At 70.7% G+C, this 19,420-nt stretch carries 23 protein-coding genes; 11 read left to right on the top strand and 12 right to left on the bottom strand.

Annotated elements, in window-relative coordinates; genetic code table 11:
* Window positions 1-74: 74 nt before the first annotated feature.
* The 4 genes from ACIA5G_RS02255 to ACIA5G_RS02240 are packed head-to-tail and all read left to right on the top strand — an operon-like array spanning window position 75 to window position 3,563.
* A complete protein-coding gene (locus ACIA5G_RS02255) occupies window positions 75-1,475 on the top strand; it encodes a hypothetical protein (protein WP_395920410.1) in 1,401 nt (466 codons plus the stop codon).
* Window positions 1,472-1,864: a FixH family protein gene (locus ACIA5G_RS02250; RefSeq protein ID WP_395920409.1), complete on the top strand. Its 393-nt coding sequence runs from the start codon at window positions 1,472-1,474 to the stop codon at window positions 1,862-1,864. Before ACIA5G_RS02255 ends, ACIA5G_RS02250 begins: the two co-directional genes overlap by 4 nt.
* A gap of 18 nt (window positions 1,865-1,882) precedes the next feature.
* On the top strand, window positions 1,883-3,025 hold the full coding sequence (locus ACIA5G_RS02245) for a hypothetical protein (protein WP_395920408.1): 1,143 nt from the start codon (window positions 1,883-1,885) through the stop codon (window positions 3,023-3,025).
* Window positions 3,018-3,563, top strand: a complete 546-nt coding sequence (locus ACIA5G_RS02240; RefSeq protein ID WP_395920407.1) for a hypothetical protein — start codon at window positions 3,018-3,020, stop codon at window positions 3,561-3,563. Before ACIA5G_RS02245 ends, ACIA5G_RS02240 begins: the two co-directional genes overlap by 8 nt.
* Before the next feature lie 131 nt (window positions 3,564-3,694).
* Here ACIA5G_RS02240 and ACIA5G_RS02235 read toward each other — a convergent pair whose 3' ends face one another.
* The gene (locus ACIA5G_RS02235) at window positions 3,695-3,949 is read right to left on the bottom strand and encodes a DUF397 domain-containing protein (RefSeq protein WP_395920406.1); all 255 of its coding nucleotides are present in this window, start codon (window positions 3,947-3,949) and stop codon (window positions 3,695-3,697) included.
* A gap of 284 nt (window positions 3,950-4,233) precedes the next feature.
* On the opposite strand from ACIA5G_RS02235, the gene ACIA5G_RS02230 reads away from it, so the two are divergent.
* Complete coding sequence (locus ACIA5G_RS02230) at window positions 4,234-4,503, top strand: hypothetical protein (RefSeq protein ID WP_395920405.1); 270 nt, start codon at window positions 4,234-4,236, stop codon at window positions 4,501-4,503.
* Window positions 4,504-4,506: 3 nt separating this feature from the next.
* Window positions 4,507-4,761, top strand: coding sequence for a hypothetical protein (locus tag ACIA5G_RS02225; protein ID WP_395920404.1), 255 nt, complete (start codon window positions 4,507-4,509; stop codon window positions 4,759-4,761).
* A 393-nt stretch (window positions 4,762-5,154) separates the two neighbouring features.
* On the opposite strand, the gene ACIA5G_RS02220 is transcribed toward ACIA5G_RS02225, so the two are convergent.
* The 4 genes from ACIA5G_RS02220 to ACIA5G_RS02205 form a co-directional block, all read right to left on the bottom strand.
* Window positions 5,155-5,760 carry a class I SAM-dependent methyltransferase gene (locus tag ACIA5G_RS02220; protein ID WP_395920403.1) on the bottom strand — a complete coding sequence of 202 codons (606 nt, stop codon included), beginning with the start codon at window positions 5,758-5,760 and terminating at the stop codon, window positions 5,155-5,157.
* Window positions 5,757-6,605 carry an SAM-dependent methyltransferase gene (locus tag ACIA5G_RS02215; protein WP_395920402.1) on the bottom strand — a complete coding sequence of 283 codons (849 nt, stop codon included), beginning with the start codon at window positions 6,603-6,605 and terminating at the stop codon, window positions 5,757-5,759. Before ACIA5G_RS02215 ends, ACIA5G_RS02220 begins: the two co-directional genes overlap by 4 nt.
* On the bottom strand, window positions 6,602-7,432 hold the full coding sequence (locus ACIA5G_RS02210) for an SAM-dependent methyltransferase (protein ID WP_395921849.1): 831 nt from the start codon (window positions 7,430-7,432) through the stop codon (window positions 6,602-6,604). The genes ACIA5G_RS02215 and ACIA5G_RS02210 overlap by 4 nt, the downstream gene beginning before the upstream one ends.
* A gap of 99 nt (window positions 7,433-7,531) precedes the next feature.
* On the bottom strand, window positions 7,532-8,395 hold the full coding sequence (locus ACIA5G_RS02205) for a helix-turn-helix transcriptional regulator (RefSeq protein ID WP_155548665.1): 864 nt from the start codon (window positions 8,393-8,395) through the stop codon (window positions 7,532-7,534).
* Window positions 8,396-8,631: 236 nt separating this feature from the next.
* On the opposite strand from ACIA5G_RS02205, the gene ACIA5G_RS02200 reads away from it, so the two are divergent.
* Both ACIA5G_RS02200 and gndA read left to right on the top strand, forming a co-directional pair.
* Window positions 8,632-9,552 carry an MBL fold metallo-hydrolase gene (locus ACIA5G_RS02200; protein ID WP_395920401.1) on the top strand — a complete coding sequence of 307 codons (921 nt, stop codon included), beginning with the start codon at window positions 8,632-8,634 and terminating at the stop codon, window positions 9,550-9,552.
* 85 nt (window positions 9,553-9,637) lie between these two features.
* Window positions 9,638-11,077 carry an NADP-dependent phosphogluconate dehydrogenase gene (gene gndA, locus ACIA5G_RS02195; RefSeq protein ID WP_395920400.1) on the top strand — a complete coding sequence of 480 codons (1,440 nt, stop codon included), beginning with the start codon at window positions 9,638-9,640 and terminating at the stop codon, window positions 11,075-11,077.
* Between the two features lie 93 nt (window positions 11,078-11,170).
* Here the strand turns inward: gndA and ACIA5G_RS02190 are convergent, their stop codons facing one another.
* Genes ACIA5G_RS02190 through ACIA5G_RS02170 form a run of 5 tightly spaced genes read right to left on the bottom strand, consistent with a single transcriptional unit; the run spans window position 11,171 to window position 15,480 of the window.
* On the bottom strand, window positions 11,171-11,911 hold the full coding sequence (locus ACIA5G_RS02190; protein WP_395920399.1) for a Clp protease N-terminal domain-containing protein: 741 nt from the start codon (window positions 11,909-11,911) through the stop codon (window positions 11,171-11,173).
* Window positions 11,912-11,963: 52 nt separating this feature from the next.
* Window positions 11,964-13,193 carry an NAD(P)/FAD-dependent oxidoreductase gene (locus tag ACIA5G_RS02185; RefSeq protein ID WP_395920398.1) on the bottom strand — a complete coding sequence of 410 codons (1,230 nt, stop codon included), beginning with the start codon at window positions 13,191-13,193 and terminating at the stop codon, window positions 11,964-11,966.
* Window positions 13,194-13,242: 49 nt separating this feature from the next.
* On the bottom strand, window positions 13,243-14,028 hold the full coding sequence (locus ACIA5G_RS02180; RefSeq protein WP_395920397.1) for an IclR family transcriptional regulator: 786 nt from the start codon (window positions 14,026-14,028) through the stop codon (window positions 13,243-13,245).
* A 1-nt stretch (window position 14,029) separates the two neighbouring features.
* The gene (locus ACIA5G_RS02175) at window positions 14,030-14,344 is read right to left on the bottom strand and encodes an NIPSNAP family protein (protein ID WP_395920396.1); all 315 of its coding nucleotides are present in this window, start codon (window positions 14,342-14,344) and stop codon (window positions 14,030-14,032) included.
* Window positions 14,341-15,480 (bottom strand): 5-methyltetrahydropteroyltriglutamate--homocysteine S-methyltransferase, encoded by a 1,140-nt coding sequence (locus ACIA5G_RS02170; RefSeq protein WP_395920395.1) that lies wholly within the window; start codon window positions 15,478-15,480, stop codon window positions 14,341-14,343. The genes ACIA5G_RS02175 and ACIA5G_RS02170 overlap by 4 nt, the downstream gene beginning before the upstream one ends.
* A 119-nt stretch (window positions 15,481-15,599) precedes the next feature.
* Here ACIA5G_RS02170 and ACIA5G_RS02165 point away from each other — a divergent pair, with 119 nt between their 5' ends.
* Window positions 15,600-16,931, top strand: coding sequence for a nucleobase:cation symporter-2 family protein (locus ACIA5G_RS02165; protein WP_395920394.1), 1,332 nt, complete (start codon window positions 15,600-15,602; stop codon window positions 16,929-16,931).
* On the opposite strand, the gene ACIA5G_RS02160 is transcribed toward ACIA5G_RS02165, so the two are convergent.
* Window positions 16,882-17,457: a TetR/AcrR family transcriptional regulator gene (locus ACIA5G_RS02160; RefSeq protein WP_395920393.1), complete on the bottom strand. Its 576-nt coding sequence runs from the start codon at window positions 17,455-17,457 to the stop codon at window positions 16,882-16,884. The genes ACIA5G_RS02165 and ACIA5G_RS02160 overlap by 50 nt on opposite strands.
* Window positions 17,458-17,544: 87 nt before the next feature.
* On the opposite strand from ACIA5G_RS02160, the gene ACIA5G_RS02155 reads away from it, so the two are divergent.
* Window positions 17,545-17,991, top strand: a complete 447-nt coding sequence (locus ACIA5G_RS02155; RefSeq protein ID WP_395920392.1) for a pyridoxamine 5'-phosphate oxidase family protein — start codon at window positions 17,545-17,547, stop codon at window positions 17,989-17,991.
* Here the strand turns inward: ACIA5G_RS02155 and ACIA5G_RS02150 are convergent, their stop codons facing one another.
* Window positions 17,992-18,492, bottom strand: coding sequence for a hypothetical protein (locus tag ACIA5G_RS02150; protein WP_395920391.1), 501 nt, complete (start codon window positions 18,490-18,492; stop codon window positions 17,992-17,994).
* 170 nt (window positions 18,493-18,662) lie between these two features.
* Between ACIA5G_RS02150 and ACIA5G_RS02145 the strand changes: the two genes are divergently transcribed.
* Window positions 18,663-19,412 carry a rhomboid-like protein gene (locus tag ACIA5G_RS02145; RefSeq protein ID WP_395920390.1) on the top strand — a complete coding sequence of 250 codons (750 nt, stop codon included), beginning with the start codon at window positions 18,663-18,665 and terminating at the stop codon, window positions 19,410-19,412.
* Window positions 19,413-19,420: the final 8 nt, after the last annotated feature.

Below are 19,420 nucleotides of genomic sequence, written 5' to 3'. Positions count from 1 at the left end.
CCCGGACTGGGGACCGGAGTTCCCTCCCCGCCGTGACGCCCGCCACCGGCCGCCGTCGCTAGGTTCGAACCACGATGGGGACCAAATCGAAAGCCGCGCTGCTGCTTCTGCTGGCCGTGCTGGGCATCGCGCTCGGCGGCGGGACCGCGCACGCCGACGGCGCACCGACCGGCGCGGACATCCAGGTCGCGCAGACACTCGGCGTGCGCGAGCTGACCGTGATCATCCGCCGGGTCGACGTCACGCCGTCGCCGCTGCGGGTCGACGTCGTGACCCACCAGGGCACCGCGCCCGGCACGCTGCACCTGACCGCGGCGGCCGACGGTGTGATGTCGTCGCAGGCCGACGTCGTCCTGGGCGACGAACCGGGTGTGTACTCGGGGAATCTCCAAGTCGACAAACCCGGCCCGTGGCTGCTTTCGCTGAGCGACGGCGCCGGTCCGGCCGCGACGATCCCGTTCCTCGTGCCCGCCCGCGTGGTGCCGCCGTGGGAAAAGGCGACCTACGGCGGGTTCGTCGCCGCGGGCGCGTTCCTGCTCATCGCGCTCGTGGTGGGAGTGCGGGCGAAACGGACCGCGTACGCGCTGATCCCGGCGGGCGGGATGATCGCCGCGATCGCCGTCGCGGTCACCGGCGCGCTGCTGTCGGCGAGCACTCCCCCGCCGCCCGCGCCCGGCAGCCAGCTCGACCCGACGTTCGACAACGTCACCGACCCGTACGCGAACGCACAGCTGTCCACAGTGGACTACTCGCGGCCGCCGGTGAACCTCGCGGTGCACACCGCGCCCGGCGGCCTGCGGCTCGCGCTCACCGACGGCGCGACCGGCCTGCCGGTCGACGACCTGCTCGTCCACGACAACGCGCTGGTGCACCTGGTGCTGGTTTCGCCGTCCGGCCGGATGCGCCACCTGCACCCGGTGCGCGTCGGCCCCGGCGACTACCGCGTCAGCCTCGCCGATCCGGAAGCGGGCACGTACGCGGTCGCCGCGGAACTGGTCCGGCGCGGCGGCGGGGTCCAGCTCGCCCGGTCCACTGTGGACATGAGCGGCACCGCCGCGCCGGCGCCCGAACCACCCGGCGCCGGACCGCGGACGGTCGACGGCACCCCGGTCGAGCTGACGATCTCCCCCGGCACGCCGACCACCGTCACCGCGCACTTCCGGACCGGTGACCTCCAGCCGTGGCTGGGCATGCTCGGCCACCTCATCGTCGCCGGGCCGATCACCGGGCCGGACGTCGGCGCGGCCGCCGCGAAGGCGCCCACCTGGGCGCACGTCCACGCCATGACCCCGCCGGTCGCCGGCCAGGTCGACCGGCCCGACGAGACCGTCGCCGCCTACGGCCCGGACGTCAGCTTCACCTACACCTTCGCCACGCCCGGCCGGTACCGGATCTGGCTGCAGGCCGAACGCGGCTACCGCGTGCTCACCATCCCCGCGGTGGTCGACGTCCCGACGACAGGAGCCGGCCGATGAAACGCCCGACGTTGCTGATCACCGTGGTCGTGCTGGTCGTCGTGGCCGGGGCCGCCTGGCTGCTGTGGCCGAGCGGCAGCGCCAAAGCCACCACGCAGCAAGCGGTTTCCGGGCCGTACACGGTCCAGTTCTCCGCGGACCAGCCGCGCATCGGCGGCAACACGTTCGCGGTGGCGGTGACCGGGCCCGCGCCCGACGCCGTCACGGTCGCGCCGGTCATGGCGCAGATGGGCCACGCGTTCCCGGCCGTGCCCGCCGGACCGGACGGGCCCGGCCGGTTCCGTGCCGCGGACGTCGGGCTGCCGATGGCCGGGCAGTGGGAGATCACCGTCTCCTTGCGCGGCCCCGGCGGGCCCGCCCAAGTCGTTTTTCCCGTGTTGGTCAAGTAGAAGGAGGAGGTCGGGGGAATGGATCTCACCGCATCCGGGGTCAGGACGACCGCGGTCGCGAAACAGGCGCGGACGGGCTTGCTGCCCGCGAACGTCGTGCTCGGGGGGTCACTGCTGTCGCTGGTCGGGCTGACCTGGGACATCCAGTGGCACAGCGACGTCGGGCCGGACACGTTCTTCACGCTGCCGCACCTGTTCCTGTACGCGGGCAGCGCGGTCGTCGGCCTGGCGAGCCTCGCCGTCGTGCTGCTGACGACGGCGGCGCGCCGGGCCGGGCGGCCGGTCGACCCGCGGGTCGGCGGGCGCGTGGTCAACGTGTTCGGCAAGACGTTCGCGGCACCACTGGGTTATCTGGTTTCCGGTGTGGGCGCGGCGACGTTCCTGCTGTACGGCCTGTGGGACCAGTGGTGGCACGGGCTCTACGGCTTCGACGCGGTGATCGACTCGCCGCCGCACATCGGGCTGCTGCTGTCGATCACGGTGTCGCTGATCGGCACGACCGCGGTGTTCGCCGCGGCGCGGGAGCACCGCTGGGGCCGGATCGGCACGCTGGCGTCGCTGACCGTGCTGCTCACGTTCGGACCGGTGCTGGCGCTGGGGCTGCAGCAGGTGCCGGACGACTACGCCGACGCCGTCTCGGTCGGCTGCTCGATGATGGCGGTGCTGCTGGTCGCGGTCGGCGCGGGCTTCTTCCGGCGCCCGGGCGGGGCGGTCGGCACCGCGGCGATGGTCGCGGCCGTGCAGGCGGTCTTCTGGTGGTTCTCACCGTGGGCGGCGGTGGCGTACGCCGACCTGGTCGGCCTGCCGCTGCGCGACGCGATCTCGGGGGTGCCGCAGATGCCGTCGCTGACCCCGATGGCGCTGCTGCCGGTGGCCGCGCTGATGGAGCTGATCTACTTCGCCGGGCGACGCCGCGGATCGCGCGTCGGCCGGGTGTCCGTGCTCGCCGGCGGGATCGCCGGGCTGCTGCTCGGACTGAGCCTGCCGGTGCAGCGCACCCTGCTCTACACCGGCGCGCACCTGCCGCCGGGCTGGTACCTGGCGACGACGGCCGTCCTGGCCGGCCTGCTCGGGCTGCTCGGCGGGTTCGCCGGGTGGCGGTTCGGCGGGATGCTCTGCCTGCTGGCGCCCGCGAAGAAGGGGGAAACCGCTGATGCGTAAGACACTCCTGGCCCTGGCCGCCGTGGCCGGGCTGCTGTTCGCCACCGCGGCGCCGGCAAACGCGTACGAGCCGGTCAACATCGTGCACACCGAGCACGTGCAGGCCGGGCCGTACGCGATGACGATCGGGTTCAGCACCTGGCCGCTGAAAGCCCAGCAGTCACTGGACTTCACCTTCATCCCCGACGGCGGGATCGAGGACAAGTCGGGAACGCTGACGATGATCAACCCGGAGGGCGGGAAGAACCGCGTCCAGCCGCTGGTCCGCCACCCGCGCAAGCGCGACGTCTGGGGCCTCGACGTCCGCTCGATGCCGCGGCCGGGCGAATGGACGTTCCGCTTCACCGTCAACGGGCCCGCCGGGTCCGGCACCGGCGACCTGCGGGCGCTGCCGGTGCTGGAACAGCCGGGACCGCCGATGGGCGTCAGCTGGGCGATCAGCACACTGCCGTTGATCGGGCTCGTGGTGCTGGTCGTGGTGGCCTGGCGCCGGACCCGCAGCCGGTTGCGCGGTGGGGAGCTTCCGGCAATCGGGTGAGATTCCGCTCACAATCGGCGTTCGAGCGTATCCACGCCGTCGCGAGGGCCTCCTTCATCCCAGAGGGGAAGGGGGCCTTCGCCATTTCTGTACACGGGTGGGTGATCATGATCACCTCCACGGGGGAGGGATCAGGCGGGCAGATCGAACTGCCCGGCCTTGACGGCGATCAGGAACGCTTCCCACTCGGCGGTGTCGAACACGAAGACGGGGCTGGTCGCGAGCTTGGTGTCCCGGACCCCGATTCGGCCTTCGGAGCCCAGGTTGACCTCGACGCAGCTGCCACCGTTGGGCTCACTGGCGAACGACTTCTCCCAGGCAGCCTCTTCGAACAGGGACACGGCCGTGCTCGGATCGTAATCCGCGAACGACGGATAATCCGCCATGGGTCGTACCTCCGTGGATCGATGGGGGGCGCGGCCGCGACTGGGTCGAAGGTACCCGCTCCCGGCTACTCAGTGTCTCAATGGAGTACGGCGCAGGGCCAAGCGGGTGATCAACTAGCTCCGGCCTCGACATAAAGATTATTCCAGGAGTAGGATTAATCGCATCGGCCGGGGCACCGGCGTCGGTGAACGACTTCCTGCATGCGGCAGGCGGTAGATCGGCGCAGGCCACTGGCCGACGACTGACCAACCCACCACAGCGGACCTCATGGGGGAGGATCAGCGTGATCGTCGAGGACAGCGCGCCACCGAGCGTGCTGATCGTGGGCAGGCTCGCCAAGGGAACCACCGGCGAGGCCCGCCGGGTGGTCCACGTCTTCGGACTGGACGACGCCCGGAGCACGAGCCAGCTGGTCCGGACCAAGTGCGGGGAAGCGCTTTCCCGTGCCGACGTGGAATGGCTGGCCCCCGGGGCCGGCATGCCGTGCGAACCCTGTCTCGGACTGACCGGCGGCGAACGCACCCGGTCACCGCGACGAGAGCTGGGGGTGTAGACGATGGCCGTCCGGCTGAACTCGCTCTTCCGCCGCGAGGAGGAAGAGCACCGCGGTCGCCAGGGAATCGGGAACGAGCTGCGCAACCGCTTCGGCTTCAGCCTGATCCAGGCGCCCCTGCGCAAGACGACGACGTGGGCGACGGACCAGGAACTCCCGCGCCGGCGCTATTCCGACGGCGTCCGCACGACGCGGCCGCTGGAAGCCGCGATCGACCTGAGCCCGCTCCTGCGCGGCCGGGTGGGATCGCGCGCCTGAACGCCTGAACTGCCGTACCACCACAAAGAGCCCCGGTTCCCTGTTGGGACCGGGGCTCTCCTCGTTGTGCGGCTACGGTTTCCGCAGTAAGCAGCCCTCGCCCGCACCTTCCGGCGTTGTCGACGCGCCCGCCGCGACCTTGCCGGTGAACCAACTTTGCCGGAGCCCTGGCGTCGGACAGGGTGCATGACTCGTTCACGGCATCGCATCGCCGGACAACGGGCGACGACCATGCGCCAATGCCTGTTTTGGTGCACCGAGCGCACCAAAACAGGCATTGGTCGCGAAGGCGAAGCGTGCCCCGCGGCGCGCACCGAGGGGCGCTACTGAGAAACCCACGTTGAGGGACTCAGAGTCCCTCAACGTGACATCCACGGACTTTTGCCTTCCCGGCTACGGTTTCCGCAGCAAGAGGGCGCCGTGGCCGAAGCGTTCCTGCTCGCCCGGCTCGCGGTGGATCCGGCCCACCTCGGCAAGTCCCGCCGCGCCCGCCAGCCGCGCCAGCTCGGACAGCGACCAGCGGTACGCCGTCGTGACCGCGTGGTCGAACGGCGTCACCACGTCGTCCTCGGCTTCGAAGCACCCCACCAGAACGTGACCGCCGGGCGCCAACGTCCGGGTGAACTCGGCGAAGTAGCCCGGGACCTCCGCCGGCGGCGTGTGGATCATCGAGTACCACGACAGGATCCCCGCCAGGGACGCGTCTGGGATGTCGAGCGCGGCCATCGAACCGACTTCGAAGCGGAGGTCCGGCGCGTGGGCGCGGGCCAGCTCGACCATCGCCGGGGTGAGGTCGACGCCGAACACGTCCAGGCCGAGGTCGCGCAGGTGCGCCGTGACGTGGCCGGGCCCGCAGCCGAGGTCGGCCACCGGCCCGGCGCCGCGCACGCTGTCCGCGAACGCCGCCCAGGCCGCGCGGTCCAGCGCCGAGGAGTCCCAGACCTCGAGGGAGAACTCGGCGTACCGGACGGCGAGGGCGTCGTAGGCGGCCGCCGTCACGGTTTGCGGCCGAGGCCGCAGATGTGGCCGACGAACGACGGGTCGTTCGCGAGCTTCTTCGTCGCCCGGGACTCGATCTCCTCCGGGTGCCACTCCGGCAGGTACACGATGCCCGGCTCGACGAGCTCCAAGCCCTCGAAGAAGGTGGTGAACTCCGCCTTGCTGCGCAGGTGCAGCGGCGTGCTCGACTTCTTGTACTGCTCCACGATCGACGCGCGGCTGTCTTGGTCGGCCAGCGCGTCGAGGCCTTCGGTGGTCAGGTGCGAGGACAGGAAGTACGAGCCGGACGGCAGCAGCGACAGGTACTTCTGGATGGTCTGGGCCACCGGCTCGTCCTCACCGAGGAAGTACAGGACGCCGACGATGATCAGGCCGATCGGCCGGTTCGGGTCGAGGACGCCGGTGTCGAGCGCGCGCTTCCAGATGTCGGCGGGGTCGCGCAGGTCGCCCTGCAGCACCGCGTGCCGGTCGGCGACGCCCTCCTTCTCCAGCAGCACCTGCGAGTGCGCCACGGCGACCGGCTCGTTGTCGACGTAGACGCACCGCGCGTTCGGGTTCACCTCCGCCGCGACCTCGTGCACGTTGCCGACCGTCGGGACGCCGGAGCCGAGGTCGAGGAACTGGTCGATGCCGTTACGCGCCAGGTAGCGGACGCCGCGGCCGAGGAAGTCGCGGCCGACCCGGGCGACGGTCTTGATCATCGGGAAGGTCTTGACCGCCTGCTCGCCGAACTGCCGGTCGATGGCCCAGTTGGCGTTGCCGCCCAGGAACCAGTCGTAGATGCGGGCCGCGTTCGGCCGCTCGAGGTCGACGCCTTCCGGGGCTTCTGGATCCTGAGTCGTCATGCGTTCCGTCCTCCAGGCTTGCGGCCGACACCGCCGACCACGCTCGCGAGGGGGACCGTGGCGGCGCCGGGCTCGGGGCGCCACTCTCCCACAGGCACGATCCCGGGCTCGACGACGTCGAAGTTACCGAAGAACCCGGCGATCTCGTCGAGCGACCGGCACACCGCGGGCGAGCTCGACCGTTCGGACAGCTTGACGAGCCGCCGGCTCTGCTCCAGCTCCTGGCCACCGACGCCGGATTCGGTCGCGTGCGAGAGCACGTACGCCGATCCGGGGGCCAGCAGCGTCCGGAAGTCGCGGATCGCTTCGCGCACACCGGTGACGTCCGGCAGGAAGTGCAGCACCGCCACGCTGAGCAGGCAGATCGGCTGCTCCGGGTCGAGCACGCCGGTGGCCAGCGCGGCTTCCCAGACCTCCTCGGCGTCGCGCAGGTCGGCGTGCAGCACAGCGTGCCGCTCGGGGTCGCCCTCTTCGTCGAGCAGGATCCGCCCGTGCGCGACGGCCACCGGCTCGTTGTCGACGTAGACGCAGCGGCTGTCGTCGGCGAGGTCGTCGGCCACCTCGTGGACGTTGCCCGCGGTCGGGATGCCGGACCCGAGGTCGAGGAACTGCGTGATGCCCCGGGAAACGCAGTAGCGGACGGCCCGGCCGAGGAAGGCGCGGTTGCTCCGTGCGAGCGTCTTCGCCAGCGGGAAGACCTGCAGGGCCTGCTCGCCGTACTGCCGGTCGACGGCCCAGTTCGCGGTGCCGCCGAGCGCCCAGTCGTAGATCCTCGCCACGTTCGGCCGGTCGAGGTCGACGGCATCGGGGAGGAAGTCGGGGTCCACGATGTCCCCTTCGGGCGGCACTTCCGGTGAACTGGGGCGCAACAGAGTCACTCTACCGAAAGTTGTTCACCGGCCGAGGGATTCGCGCCGCCGTTCGCCCTATTGGAGCTGCTGCATCTGGCCGCGGTAACCCTCCGCGAGCTCCTTGAGGAACTGCCGGGTCTCCTGCCGCTCCAGCGCGGCGCCGCGCAGCCTGTCCCACGAGTCGACGAAGATGTTGAAGTCCTTGACGTCGTCGAGGTACAACCCGCCGGCGGAGTGCTCGATGTAGACGAAGTCCCGCGTGCGGTCCGGGAACCGCATGATCGTGAAGTCGTTGGGCACCGCGGCCAGCCGCGCCCCGAACGGCAGCACGTGCACGTAGACACGCGGGTGGCGTTCGAGCGAGAGCAGGTGCTCGACCTGGTCCAGCATCACCGCGGGCGCGTACCCGCCGGGCGCCCGCCGCAGCGCGCCCTCGCTGATGATGAAGCGGTAGTACGGCGGCTGCTGCTGCTCGAACACCGCCTTGCGGTCGAGGCGGTTGCGCACCAGCGACGTCACGTCGGTCGCACCCGCTTCGGTGAACTGCTTGAGCATGTAGTGCTCGGACTGCAGCGGGCCGGGGATGCGCTCACCGTGCCAGGTGAGGATCTCCGCGGCCGCGGGCTCCAGGTCCGTGAAGGTGCGGAACCAGTGCGGCACCACCGAGCGGTAACCCGACCAGTGGCCGCGTTGCCCGGCGGCGGCCCGCGCGAGGTTCATCAGCGTGTCGGCTTCTTCGCCGTTGATCCCGAACGCGTTCAGCATCGATCGCACATCCCCGAGCTTCACCCCGACGGCACCGGACTCGATCTTGTTGACCTTGCCCTGGGTGCAGCCGAGAACCTCGGCGACCTGCTGCTGTGTCATCCGCGCCGCGGTGCGGGCATGCCGGAGCTCGTTTCCGAGCTGCTTCCGGCGCGAGGTGACGGTGCTGGCCATCGCCCTGCTCTCCCGGACCACTACCAAGCGACGGCGGCCTCCCGGTCGCCGTCGCGCGCGAACTATCGAACCCACCCAGGCTAGTGCTTGACCTTGCGGATCTCGATGATGACATCGCGCAGCGTTCCAGGAAATGACGCGGAATGCCAGTCACCTTGGTCTTCACTCGCCTGGACCAGCGGATTCGTGACCTTTCGCCCAACCGGCGGGCAGCGGTCTGGGGCATAGTGGTGCGCGTGACCGATCGCTCGCCCTCCGCTGCCGCCGTCACCCGGCTGGCCGACCGGGTCCACGGCTACGTCCAGCCGGACGGCTCCTGGTACATAAACAACTGCGGGATCATCGACGCCGGCGACCACACGGTGCTCGTCGACACGTGCTCGACCGAGCGCCGGACGCGCGCCCTGCTCGCGTCCGTCGAGGCCGCCACCGGCAGCCCGGTGACGACGCTGGTGAACACCCATCACCACGGCGACCACACCAACGGCAACTACCTCGTCGAGGGCGCGACGGTCATCGGGCACCGCAAGACCCGCGAGCTGCTGGTCGCCGAGGGCATCCAGACGTTCGACGGTATCTTCACCGGCAGCGACTGGGGTGAGCTGCGGTCCCGGCCGCCCGAGGTCGTGTTCGACGACCGGCTGACCGTGCACGCCGGCGACGTCACGTGCGAGCTGATCCACCCCGGCCACGCTGCGCACACCACCAACGACGTGCTCGTCTGGCTGCCCGCGGAGCGCGTGCTCTACGCCGGTGACCTGGTGTTCAACGGCGGCAGCCCGTTCGCGCTGATGGGCTCGGTGGCCGGCTGGCGCAAGGCGCTGGACGTCGTCCGGGAGCTGGAGCCGGCGGTCATTCTGCCCGGGCACGGTCCCGCGTGCGGGCTCGAAACCGTCGACACCGTGGACGCGTACCTGGCCTTTCTCCAGGAGACGGCGAAGCGCGGGAAGGCCGCCGGGCTGTCGCCGCTGGAGCTGGCGAGGGACACCGACCTCGGCGAGTTCGCGGAGCTGAGCGAGCAGGAGCGGCTGCCCGGCAACCTGCACCGCGCGTACGCCGAGCTGGACGGCGCCGAGTGGGGCGCGCAGATCGACCTCGCGGCCGCGGTGATGGACATGGTCGCGATCAACCGGGGCCCGATCCGCTGCTTCTCCTGAACTGAGTGAGCCACCGCTCCGTGCCCTTCCTTGAGGCGTCGATCGGACTAGTGTCTGAATCGAGAGAGTCTTCGAGAGGATGCGGATGAGCAAGAAGGCGAGCATCGGGGTCACCGGCCTGGCGGTCATGGGCCGCAACCTGGCCCGCAACCTGGCCCGGCACGGGCACACGGTGGCCCTGCACAACCGGTCCGAGGAGCGGACCCGCGCGCTGGTGGACCAGTTCGGCGACGAGGGCGACTTCATCCCGGCGTACTCGGCGCAGGCGTTCGTCGACGCGCTGGAGCGGCCCCGGCAGGTCGTGATCATGGTGAAGGCGGGCGGCCCGACCGACGCCGTCATCGAGGAGTTCGCGCCGCTGCTGGAAGAGGGCGACGTGATCATCGACGCCGGCAACGCGCACTTCGCGGACACGCGCCGGCGCGAGAAGTCGCTGCGCGAACGCGGGCTGCACTTCGTCGGCAGCGGCGTCTCCGGCGGCGAAGAAGGCGCGCTGCACGGGCCGAGCATCATGCCCGGCGGCTCGAAGGAGTCGTACGAGTCCCTCGGCCCGCTGTTCGAGGACATCTCGGCCAAGGTCGACGGCGAGCCGTGCTGCACGCACATCGGCGCGGACGGCGCCGGCCACTTCGTGAAGATGGTGCACAACGGCATCGAGTACGCCGACATGCAGCTGATCGCGGAGTCGTTCGACCTGCTGCGCGGCGCGGGTGGCTACTCCCCCGCGGAGATCGCCGACGTGTTCCGGACCTGGAACACCGGGCGGCTCGACTCCTACCTGATCGAGATCACCGCCGAGGTGCTGGCGCACGTCGACAAGTCGTCCGGCAAGCCGTTCGTCGACGTCGTCGCGGACGCCGCCGAGCAGAAGGGCACCGGCCGCTGGACCGTGCAGATCGGCCTCGACCTCGGTGTCCCGATCTCGGGCATCGCCGAAGCCGTCTTCGCGCGTTCGCTGTCCGGCTCGACTTCGCTGCGCTCGGCGGCTCGTGGCCTGGGTGGTCCCACCCGGTCGCCGCTGTCCGGCTCGGAGCTGGAGCGCTTCGCCGACGACGTCGAGCAGGCGCTGTACGCGTCGAAGGTCGTCGCGTACGCGCAGGGCTTCAACCAGATCCAGGCCGGCGCGACGGAGTACGGCTGGGACATCGACCTCGGCAAGGTCGCCTCGATCTGGCGCGGCGGCTGCATCATCCGCGCGAAGTTCCTCAACGACATCACCGCGGCCTACGCCGACGAGCCGGAACTGCCGACGCTGCTGACGTCGGGCGGCTTCCGCAAGGCCGTCGAGGACGCGCAGGACTCGTGGCGTTCGGTGATCTCGACGGCGGTCCGCCTGGGCATCCCCACACCGGGCTTCTCGACGGCGCTGGCGTACTACGACGGCCTCCGCGCGGACCGCCTCCCGGCCGCGCTGGTCCAGGGTCAGCGGGACTTCTTCGGGGCCCACACGTACCGCCGCGTCGACCGCGACGGCTCGTTCCACACGGCCTGGGCCGCCGACGGCCGCCCGGAGTCCGAGGCCTGATGCCGTGCTCTGACCGGGAAGACCCCCTGGTCCTTCCCGGTCAGAGCAGCGTCACCAGGACGATCGCGAGCAGCGCGGCCAGGCAGAGGAGCCTCACTGCCCTCGAGCGGCCAGGATCTCCGCCAGGACCGCGACGATCTTCGCCTCGGCCTTGTCCTTCTTGATCCCCAGGCCGTCGAGCACCTCGAAGCCGACGCCCTCACGCTGCTCCAGCAGCGCCAGCAGGATGTGCTCGGTGCCGATGTAGTTGTGCCCCAGCCGCAGCCCTTCGCGCAGCGTCAGCTCCAGCGCCTTCTTCGCCTCGGCGCTGAACGGCGTCGGAGTGGGCACCGCCTCGGCCCGCTCGGGCAGCCGGGCTTTGGCGGCCTCCTGGACGGTTTCCAGCGTGACGCCCTGGGCCAGGATCGCGCCCGCCGCGAGGGCCGCGGGTTCGCTGAGCAGGCCCAGCACGAGGTGCACGGTGTCGATGGCCGGGCTGGCGTTGTCGATGGCCGACTTCTGGGCCGCGACGATCACGTGCCGCGCGCGGTCGGTGTAGCGGCCGTAGACGCGCTCGATCGCGCCGGAGACGTCGCCGCCCGGGTCCACCTTGGGCACGAACCGCTTCTGGGCCGCCTGCTTCGTGACGCCCATGCTCTTGCCGATCTCGGTCCAGGAGGCGCCGGAGCGGCGAGCCTGGTCGACGAAGTGGCCGATCAGGTGGTCGGCGAGCTCGCCGAGGTGCTCGCCCATGTAGACGGCGTCGGACAGCTGGGCCAGTGCGTCCTTGTCGTTGTTGCTCTTGATGGCGGAGATGAGGTCGTCGAGCTTGATGGGATATTCAGGTGGGGTCATGCCGTCAACTGTAGGTTGACGATCTCGGATCGTCAACCACAAGTTGACGCACTCAGGCGGCCCGCGACTTCAGGTGCTCCTTGAGGTTGAACTCGCTCGCCGCCAGGTCCGCGTACGCCGGCTTCGGCTCGGCGGTGAACAGGCGCCGCGCGGCGATGTGGTCGGCCGGCCGGTTCACCGACTCGACCGCGATCAGGACGTCGTCGCGGAAGGACAGCACCGAGAACTTGCCCGCCTCGCGGTCACCCGCGATCACCGTGCGGTCGGCGTCCGCCAGGATCCCGGCGATCTGCAGCTTCGCGCCCGACTGGTCGGTCCAGAACCACGGCAGGCTCGCGTACGGCTCTTCCGTGCCGGTCAGCGCCGCGGCCACGCACCGGGCCTGGTCGACGGCGTTCTGCACCGACTCCAGCCGGGTCGCCGCGCCCGCCTGCACACACGGGAAGTTGGCGCAGTCGCCGATGGCGAAGATCGACGGATCGGACGTGCGCAGGTGCTCGTCGACGACCACGCCGTTCGCGACGTCGAGCCCGGCGGCCTCGGCGAGCGCCGTCTCCGGCACCACGCCGACCGCGACCACGACCAGGTCCGCGGGCAGCCGCGAGCCGTCGGACAGCTCGACCTCGCGCACCCGCGAGTCGCCGTGCAGCGCCGACACACCCTGGCCGAGCAGCACCGTGTGGCCGGCTTCGCGGTGCAGCGCGGCGAAGTAGCCGGAGATCTCCGGCGTCGCGACACGGTTGAGCAGCCGGTCCTGCGCCTCGACGACCGTCACCGGGCGGCCGGCGTGCGAAGCGAACTCCAGCCCGATGAAGCCACCGCCGACCACCACGACGTTCTGCGCCTCGGAAAGGGACGCGCGGAGCTGGTCCGCGTCGTCGCGGGTGCGCAGGGTCAGCACGCCCGGCAGGTCCGCGCCCGGCACGGGCAGCGTCCGGTTGCGCGCGCCGGTGGCCAGGACGAGGTGGTCGTAAGCCAGTTCCCGGTCGTCTTCGAAGTGGACGCGGCGCGCGGCCCGGTCGATCGACTTGACGCGCGCGTCGACGAGCTCGATGTCCTTCTCGGCGAAGAAGTCCTCGTCACGCAGGTGCAGCTGTTCCGACCCGGCTGTCCCGGCCAGGTAGGCCTTCGACAGCGGCGGCCGCTGGTACGGCACCCCGGGTTCGTCCCCGATCAGCACGACCCGGCCGGCGAAGCCCCGGTCCCGCAGCGACGCCACGGCCTGGAACCCGCTCTGCCCGGCCCCGACCACCAGAACGGTGCCTGCTCCCTGCTCACCCATGGTTTCATCTGAGCACACCCCGCCCCGGATCGTCGAGGCGCGAAGTTGATCAGTGAGGTTCGCCGCTGGTCCGCAACGCCCGCGGCGCGCCCAGCACCCGCGAAATCCCGCGCGCGGCCGCCCGCACCGCCGGGACCAGCGTCCGCGGGTCCGTCCCCTCGGCCGGGACGACCACCGAAATCGCCGCCGCCACCGCGTCGTCCGCGGCGAAGACCGGCGCCGCGACCGACAGCGAGATCAGCTCGATCTGGCCGTCACTGATCGCGTAACCGTTGCGCCGGACGTCCGCGAGCACCCGGCGCAGCTCACCTTCCGAGCCGATCGTCTTCGGCGTGAACGTCTTGAGCGGACCGGCCAGCACCTCGTCCTGGACCTCGACCGGGGCGTGCGCGAGCAGCACCTGGCCGACCCCGGTCGCGTGCGCGGGCAGGCGGCCGCCCACCCGCGTCAGCACGTTGACCGCGCCGCGGCCGGAAATCCGTTCCACGTAAACCACTTCCGGCCCGTCGAGCACCGCGAGCTGAACGTTCTGGTGCGTGGCCTCGTAAAGGTCCTCCAGGAACGGCATCGCGCTCTCCCGCAGCTCCGCACCGTGCGGGGCGAGCGAAGCGACTTCCCACAACCACAGGCCGACGCGGTACAGGCCGGCTTCGTCCCGGACGAGCGCGCCGCGTTTGGTCAGCTCGCCGGCCAGCCGGTGCGTCGTCGACAACGGCAGCCCGACGCGGCGGCTCAGCTCCGACAGCGTCAGCTGCGGCCGCTCGGCCGTGAACGCGCCGAGCAGGTCGAGCACCCGGTCGACGACCGACGGCGGCCGCCGCGCGCTGTGGCGCACGTCAGTCGTCGTCCGGCAGCAGCGGGCGCATGAACGTCCGCCGGTACCGCACCACGCAGCCGCTTTCTTCGCGGATCTTGTCGGCCTCGATGAAGTCCGGGTCGACGCCGAACAGCGTCCGGTAACGCTCGTAGGCGGCGAGACTTTCGAAGCTGAACAACGCCCGGGCTTCGTCGCTCGCCCCCTCCGCCGGCAGGAAGTAGCCGTGGTGAACGCCGCCTTCGCGTTGCACCAGCCGCATCCACGCCGCGGCGAAGCGCTCGAAGTCGGGCAGCTTCGCGGGGTTGATGACGTAGTCGACGACGCACGTGATCACTGGCCGCCCCAAACGCGGTCGGCCGTCTTCACGATCAGCTCCAGCTTCCGCAGCTGGTCGTCCGTCGTGAGGTCGTTGCCCTCCTCGGTCGAGGAGAACCCGCACTGGCCCGACAGGCAGAGCCGGTCGATGTCGACGTACTGCGACGCCTCTTCGATCCGCCGCACCAGCACGTCCGGGTCCTCGAGCTCCGGCCGCTTGGTCGTGACGAGGCCGAGCACGACCTTCTTGTCCTTCGGCACGAACCGCAGCGGCTCGAAACCGCCGGAGCGTTCGTCGTCGTACTCCAGGAAGAACCCGTCGACAGCGAGGTCGCCGAACACCGCTTCCGCGACGAATTCGTAGCTCCCGGAGGCGGCCCACGAGGACCGGAAGTTGCCGCGGCACAAGTGGGTCGTCACGGTCAGCCCGTCCGGCCGGCCGGCCAGCGCCGCGTTGATCGTCGCGATGTTGCGCAGGTGCTGGGTGTCCGGGTCGCCGCCCATCCGCGCGACGAGCTCCCGCTGCGCCGGGTCGTTGAGGTACGCGAGGCTCGTGTCGTCGAGCTGCAGGTACCGGCAGCCGAGCTCGGCCATCGCGGAAACCTGCGCGCCGTACGCCGTGCTGAGGTCGGTGAAGAACTCTTCGAGATCCGGGTAAACGCTTTCGCTGACCGCGGCCCGCCCGCCGCGGTAGTAGACCATGCTCGGCGACGGGATGGTCAGCTTCGGTGTCACCCCGGGTTCCACATGGGACTGCAGGAACCGGAAGTGGTCGGCGAAGATCGGCTCGTCGAGCCGCACCTTGCCGTCGACCTGCAGCCCCGGCGGGCTGAACTCGAGGTCGCCCGCCAGGTTGTGGAACTTGACGTGCAGCCGCTCGTCGCTCTTCGAGATGCCGCCGAGCGCGTAGATGAAGTCCATGTGCCACGAAGCGCGCCGGAACTCGCCGTCGGTCGCCGAGCTCAGCCCGGCCGCGCGCTGCATCTTGATGACGTCGCGGATCGTGTCGTCCTCGACCGCGCGGAGCTGCTCCGCGCCGATCTCACCGCTTTCGTGCCGCCGTCGCGCGTCGCGCAGCACCGGGGGCCGCAGGAGGCTCCCGACGTGATCGGCGCGAAACGGCGGGCCCACCTGGGAAATACCACCCGAAGTCATGCACCGATGGTCACACATCCGGGGCCGTCGCGCCGCCCCCTGAAACAAGATCCTGACGTCCGGGGTCTTGCCACCGTCACACACACGGCGTTAGGTGTGCCGCGGGAAGGGGCGTGATCATGACAAAACCCGAGGTCCACCCGGTCGACCAGGGCCTGCCCGCCGGCCGGCTCGCACTGCTCGGCCTGCAGCACATGTCGATCATGTACGCCGGCGCGGTCGCCGTGCCGCTGATCGTCGGCAGCGCGTTGAAGCTGGACCCGGCGACGATCGGGCTGCTCGTCAACGCCGATCTGCTCGTCGCAGGCATCGCCACGCTGATCCAGTCGGTCGGCATCGGGAAGCTCCTCGGCATCCGGCTGCCGGTGGTCGCGGGCGCGACGTTCAGCGTGGTCAACCCGATGATCCTGATCGCGTCGCAGTACGGCCTGCCCGCGGTCTACGGCGCGATGATGGCATCCGGCGTTTTCGGGCTGATCATCGCGAAGCCGTTCGCGAAGCTGATCCGGTTCTTCCCGCCGCTGGTGACCGGGACGCTGCTGCTCGTCATCGGCGTCTCGCTGCTCGGCCCGGGCGCGGGGCTGATCGCGGGCAACGACCCGAGCGCGCCGGACTACGCGGCCCTGTCCCACATCCTGCTCGCGTTCGGCGTGCTCGCGTTGCTGGTGCTGTTCACGCGGGTGCTACGCGGGTTCGCCAACCAGATCGGGCCGCTGCTGGCCCTGGCGATCGGGCTGGTGATCGCGATCCCGATGGGGCTCGTGCACTGGGACGGCCTCGGCGCGGCGAGCTGGTTCGGCCTCGCGTCGCCGTTCCACTTCGGTGCGCCGACCTTCCCGGTCGCCGCGGTCCTGTCGATGTGCGTGGTCATGCTGGTGACGTTCACCGAGTCGACCGCCGACATGATCGCCGTCGGCGAGATCACCGGGCGCCCGCCGACGGACTCCGACCTCGCGCGAGGCCTGGCCACCGACGGCTTCTCGGCCGTGCTCGGCGGCGTGCTGAACTCCTTCCCCGACACGGCGTTCGCGCAGAACGTCGGCCTGGTGCGGATGACCGGCGTGCGCAGCCGCTGGGTGGTCGCGGTGACCGGCGGGATCCTGGTGCTGATGGGCCTGGTGCCGAAGATCGGCGCGTTCATCGCGGCGATCCCGCAGCCGGTGGTCGGCGGGGTCGCGGTGGTGATGTTCGCGATGGTCGCCGCGGTCGGCGCGCAGAACCTCAAGAAGGTGGAGTTTTCGGGCAACCACAACACCTTCATCGTCGCGGTGGCGCTCGGCGTCGGCCTGCTGCCGGCGTTCGCGCCGAAGATCTTCCAGCACTTCCCCGCGTGGCTGCAGACGATCGGCGGCAGCTCGATCACGGTGGCGGCGGTGCTGGCGTTCGTGCTGAACCTGCTGTTCAACCACCTCGGCCGGCGGGCGGAGCCGGATCTGCTCGAAGCGCCGTGAGCAGCCGTTCGACGAGCCGGGCCCCGGCGCCCGGCTCGACCGGGCGCCGGAACAGCACCCGCAGGTAGAGCGGGGCCAGCACGAAGTCGAGCACCTCGTCGACCGTCGGCGCCGGCTCGCCGCGGCCGGCGGCGGCGTCGATCATCCGCTGCAGGTCGTCCCCGCGGGCCCGGAGGTACTCGACCGGTTCCGCGCCGGGCGCCAGGGTCGCCACGAGCGCGCGCAGCAGGATCTGGCCGTGCCGGTCGCGCATCGCGGCTTCGACCCCTTCGGCCCAGCCGAGCAGGTCGCCGCGCAGCGAGCCGGTGTCCGGGATCGGCGACGTCGCCCGCAGGCGCGTCACGGCCGCGTCGAGGAGCAGGTTGTCGCGGCTGCCCCAGCGCCGGTAGATGCTGGTCGGGTTGACGCCGGCCCGGTCGGCGATCTTCGGGATCGCCGCGTCGATCTCCCCGGCGGCGAGCAGCTCGACGACGGCGTCGTGCACCGCGTCGCGGACGCGGGCGCTGCGGCCGCCGGGTCGGGTCATCCGCTCATCTTAAAGCAAACACACTTGCCTTAACTCGCCGAGTCTGCGTAGCCTTAAGGCAAATCAGATTGCCTTAAGGAGCCGGTGATGGCCCGCAAGATGACCAAGGAAGAGCGCGAAGCGTTTCTCGCCGAACCGCACGTCGGCGTGCTGAGCGTCGTCGCCGAACCCGGCCGCGCGCCGCTGACCACGCCGATCTGGTACCGCTACGCCCCGGGTGGCGACGTCCTCGTGATGACGTCGCCCGGCCTGCGCAAGACCCGGCTGATCGAGGCCGCCGGCCGGTTCGCGCTGTGCGTCCAGCAGCAGGACGGCGTCTACAAGTACGTCTCGGTCGAGGGTCCGGTGGTGAAGACGTGGCCGATGACCAAGGCGGAACGGCACGAGGTGGCGGCCCGCTACCTGCCGCCGGGGGTGAGCGAGGCGTACACCGACGCGACCGACGGGACGCACGGCAGCAACATCGCGATCGTGATGCGGCCGGAGCGCTGGAACACGTCCGACTTCAGCGACCTCGCCGAGCAGCTCTCCTGATCACCAGCAGATGATCAGGATGCACGTCGGCCGCGGCGGCGGGGTCGTCCGCGGCGGTGTCTGACCGGCCGGCGGAGCTGTGGTGGTCGGAGTGACCGAAGTGCCACTGGTCGTGGTGGTCGTCGTCGCCGTTTCGGAGGTGCTGCTCTCCGTCGCCGGCGTGCTGCCCGGCACCTCGGTGACGGTTTCGCGGGGCACTCCGGCGCCCGGGACGACGTCACCGCCGCCGGTGCCGCCCTCCGGCGGTGAGTCGGTGGCCTGGTCCGCGCCGCCGAGCCCGGTGGTGCGCTGCGGGAAGGGGATGACCTGGATCTGGTCGACCGGGGAGGCGTCCTGGCTCTCCTTGCCGCCGCCGAAGGCGACCAGCACCGCGGCGGCGCCGCAGCCCAGGACCACGGCGAGCATGACCGCGAGCACCCGCCACCGCGACTGCCCCGGCGCATCGCGGTCGCCCCAGCCCTCGCGCACGAGCAGCTCGGCGACCGATACCTCGTCGTTCACCCCGACAGACCCTCCCGAAAGGCCTTTCGGCCGACATCGTGGCCGTATTTTTACCGCACAAAGCACCCGAACGGGTGAGGTATTGGCAAAAATTCGTCACGTAACGCCAGATCTGACGGTGAGTGACAATCCACAGCGTTTTCACAGCTGGCTTTCGTGATACTCCCAGCATGACCGGCGAGGCTCAGTCCATGCTGTTGAAAGCCGATCGGCCGGTCCCCCGGACCGCCGTCGCGCGGCGCAGCGTGCGGTCGCTCGTCCGGTTCGTCCCGAACCCGAAGACGACCCCCTTCACCTTCGGCTACCTGGTCCTCCTGCTCGGCACGACCCTGCTGCTCCGGTTCGCCGACCCGGCGTTGACCGACCGGCTGCTCCAGCTGTCCAGCACCGACGCCCACAACCTGTGGCGGCGGCCGCTCACGTCGCTGCTGACCAGCGCGATCTGGCTCTCGGACGAAGGCTGGCTCGCCTACGTCGTGATCTTCGCGATCGCCGTCGCGCCGCTGGAACGCCGGTTCGGCGCCCGCCGCGCGGCGACCGTGTTCTTCTCCGGCCACGTGCTGGCCACGCTCGTCACCGAGCTGCCGGTGATGGCCCTGATCAGCGCGCACCTCCTGCCGAGCTCCGCCGGACACTGGCTCGACATCGGCGTCAGCTACGGCTTCTTCACCACCGCCGGCGCGCTGGTGTTCCTGCTGCGCGGCCGGGCGCGGCTCGTCGCGCTGGCCGTGATGGAGGCGTTCATCGCGGTGATCTGGCTCGGCGACGACCCGGCGAGCCTCGATTCGGTCGTCACGCTGCTCGGGCACACGTTCGCCGCGCACTTCGGGCTGCTGTTCTGGGGGCCGCGGCTGCGTCGCGCATCCGCAGGCCGGGCCCGGATTCCGGCGGGTATGCACAAGCCGGAGTCGGTGGTGTAATCGACGGG

This window comes from Amycolatopsis sp. NPDC051758, from assembly GCF_044453095.1.
Lineage (GTDB): Bacteria > Actinomycetota > Actinomycetes > Mycobacteriales > Pseudonocardiaceae > Amycolatopsis.
The sequence above is the reverse complement of the archived record's forward strand: the minus strand, read 5'-3'. Positions and strand labels throughout refer to the sequence as shown.

Excerpts from the sequence above, each read along its gene's own strand:
- ACIA5G_RS02215 (WP_395920402.1), bottom strand. The coding sequence starts at position 6,605 with ATGACGACTCAGGATCCAGAAGCCCCGGAAGGCGTCGACCTCGAGCGG.
- ACIA5G_RS02190 (WP_395920399.1), bottom strand. The coding sequence starts at position 11,911 with ATGACCCCACCTGAATATCCCATCAAGCTCGACGACCTCATCTCCGCC.
- ACIA5G_RS02155 (WP_395920392.1), top strand. The coding sequence starts at position 17,545 with ATGGCCCGCAAGATGACCAAGGAAGAGCGCGAAGCGTTTCTCGCCGAA.
- ACIA5G_RS02165 (WP_395920394.1), top strand. The coding sequence starts at position 15,600 with ATGACAAAACCCGAGGTCCACCCGGTCGACCAGGGCCTGCCCGCCGGC.
- ACIA5G_RS02160 (WP_395920393.1), bottom strand. The coding sequence starts at position 17,457 with ATGACCCGACCCGGCGGCCGCAGCGCCCGCGTCCGCGACGCGGTGCAC.
- ACIA5G_RS02145 (WP_395920390.1), top strand. The coding sequence starts at position 18,663 with ATGACCGGCGAGGCTCAGTCCATGCTGTTGAAAGCCGATCGGCCGGTC.
- ACIA5G_RS02170 (WP_395920395.1), bottom strand. The coding sequence starts at position 15,480 with ATGACTTCGGGTGGTATTTCCCAGGTGGGCCCGCCGTTTCGCGCCGAT.
- ACIA5G_RS02240 (WP_395920407.1), top strand. The coding sequence starts at position 3,018 with ATGCGTAAGACACTCCTGGCCCTGGCCGCCGTGGCCGGGCTGCTGTTC.
- ACIA5G_RS02235 (WP_395920406.1), bottom strand. The coding sequence starts at position 3,949 with ATGGCGGATTATCCGTCGTTCGCGGATTACGATCCGAGCACGGCCGTG.
- ACIA5G_RS02205 (WP_155548665.1), bottom strand. The coding sequence starts at position 8,395 with ATGGCCAGCACCGTCACCTCGCGCCGGAAGCAGCTCGGAAACGAGCTC.
- ACIA5G_RS02250 (WP_395920409.1), top strand. The coding sequence starts at position 1,472 with ATGAAACGCCCGACGTTGCTGATCACCGTGGTCGTGCTGGTCGTCGTG.
- ACIA5G_RS02225 (WP_395920404.1), top strand. The coding sequence starts at position 4,507 with ATGGCCGTCCGGCTGAACTCGCTCTTCCGCCGCGAGGAGGAAGAGCAC.
- gndA (WP_395920400.1), top strand. The coding sequence starts at position 9,638 with ATGAGCAAGAAGGCGAGCATCGGGGTCACCGGCCTGGCGGTCATGGGC.
- ACIA5G_RS02185 (WP_395920398.1), bottom strand. The coding sequence starts at position 13,193 with ATGGGTGAGCAGGGAGCAGGCACCGTTCTGGTGGTCGGGGCCGGGCAG.
- ACIA5G_RS02245 (WP_395920408.1), top strand. The coding sequence starts at position 1,883 with ATGGATCTCACCGCATCCGGGGTCAGGACGACCGCGGTCGCGAAACAG.
- ACIA5G_RS02255 (WP_395920410.1), top strand. The coding sequence starts at position 75 with ATGGGGACCAAATCGAAAGCCGCGCTGCTGCTTCTGCTGGCCGTGCTG.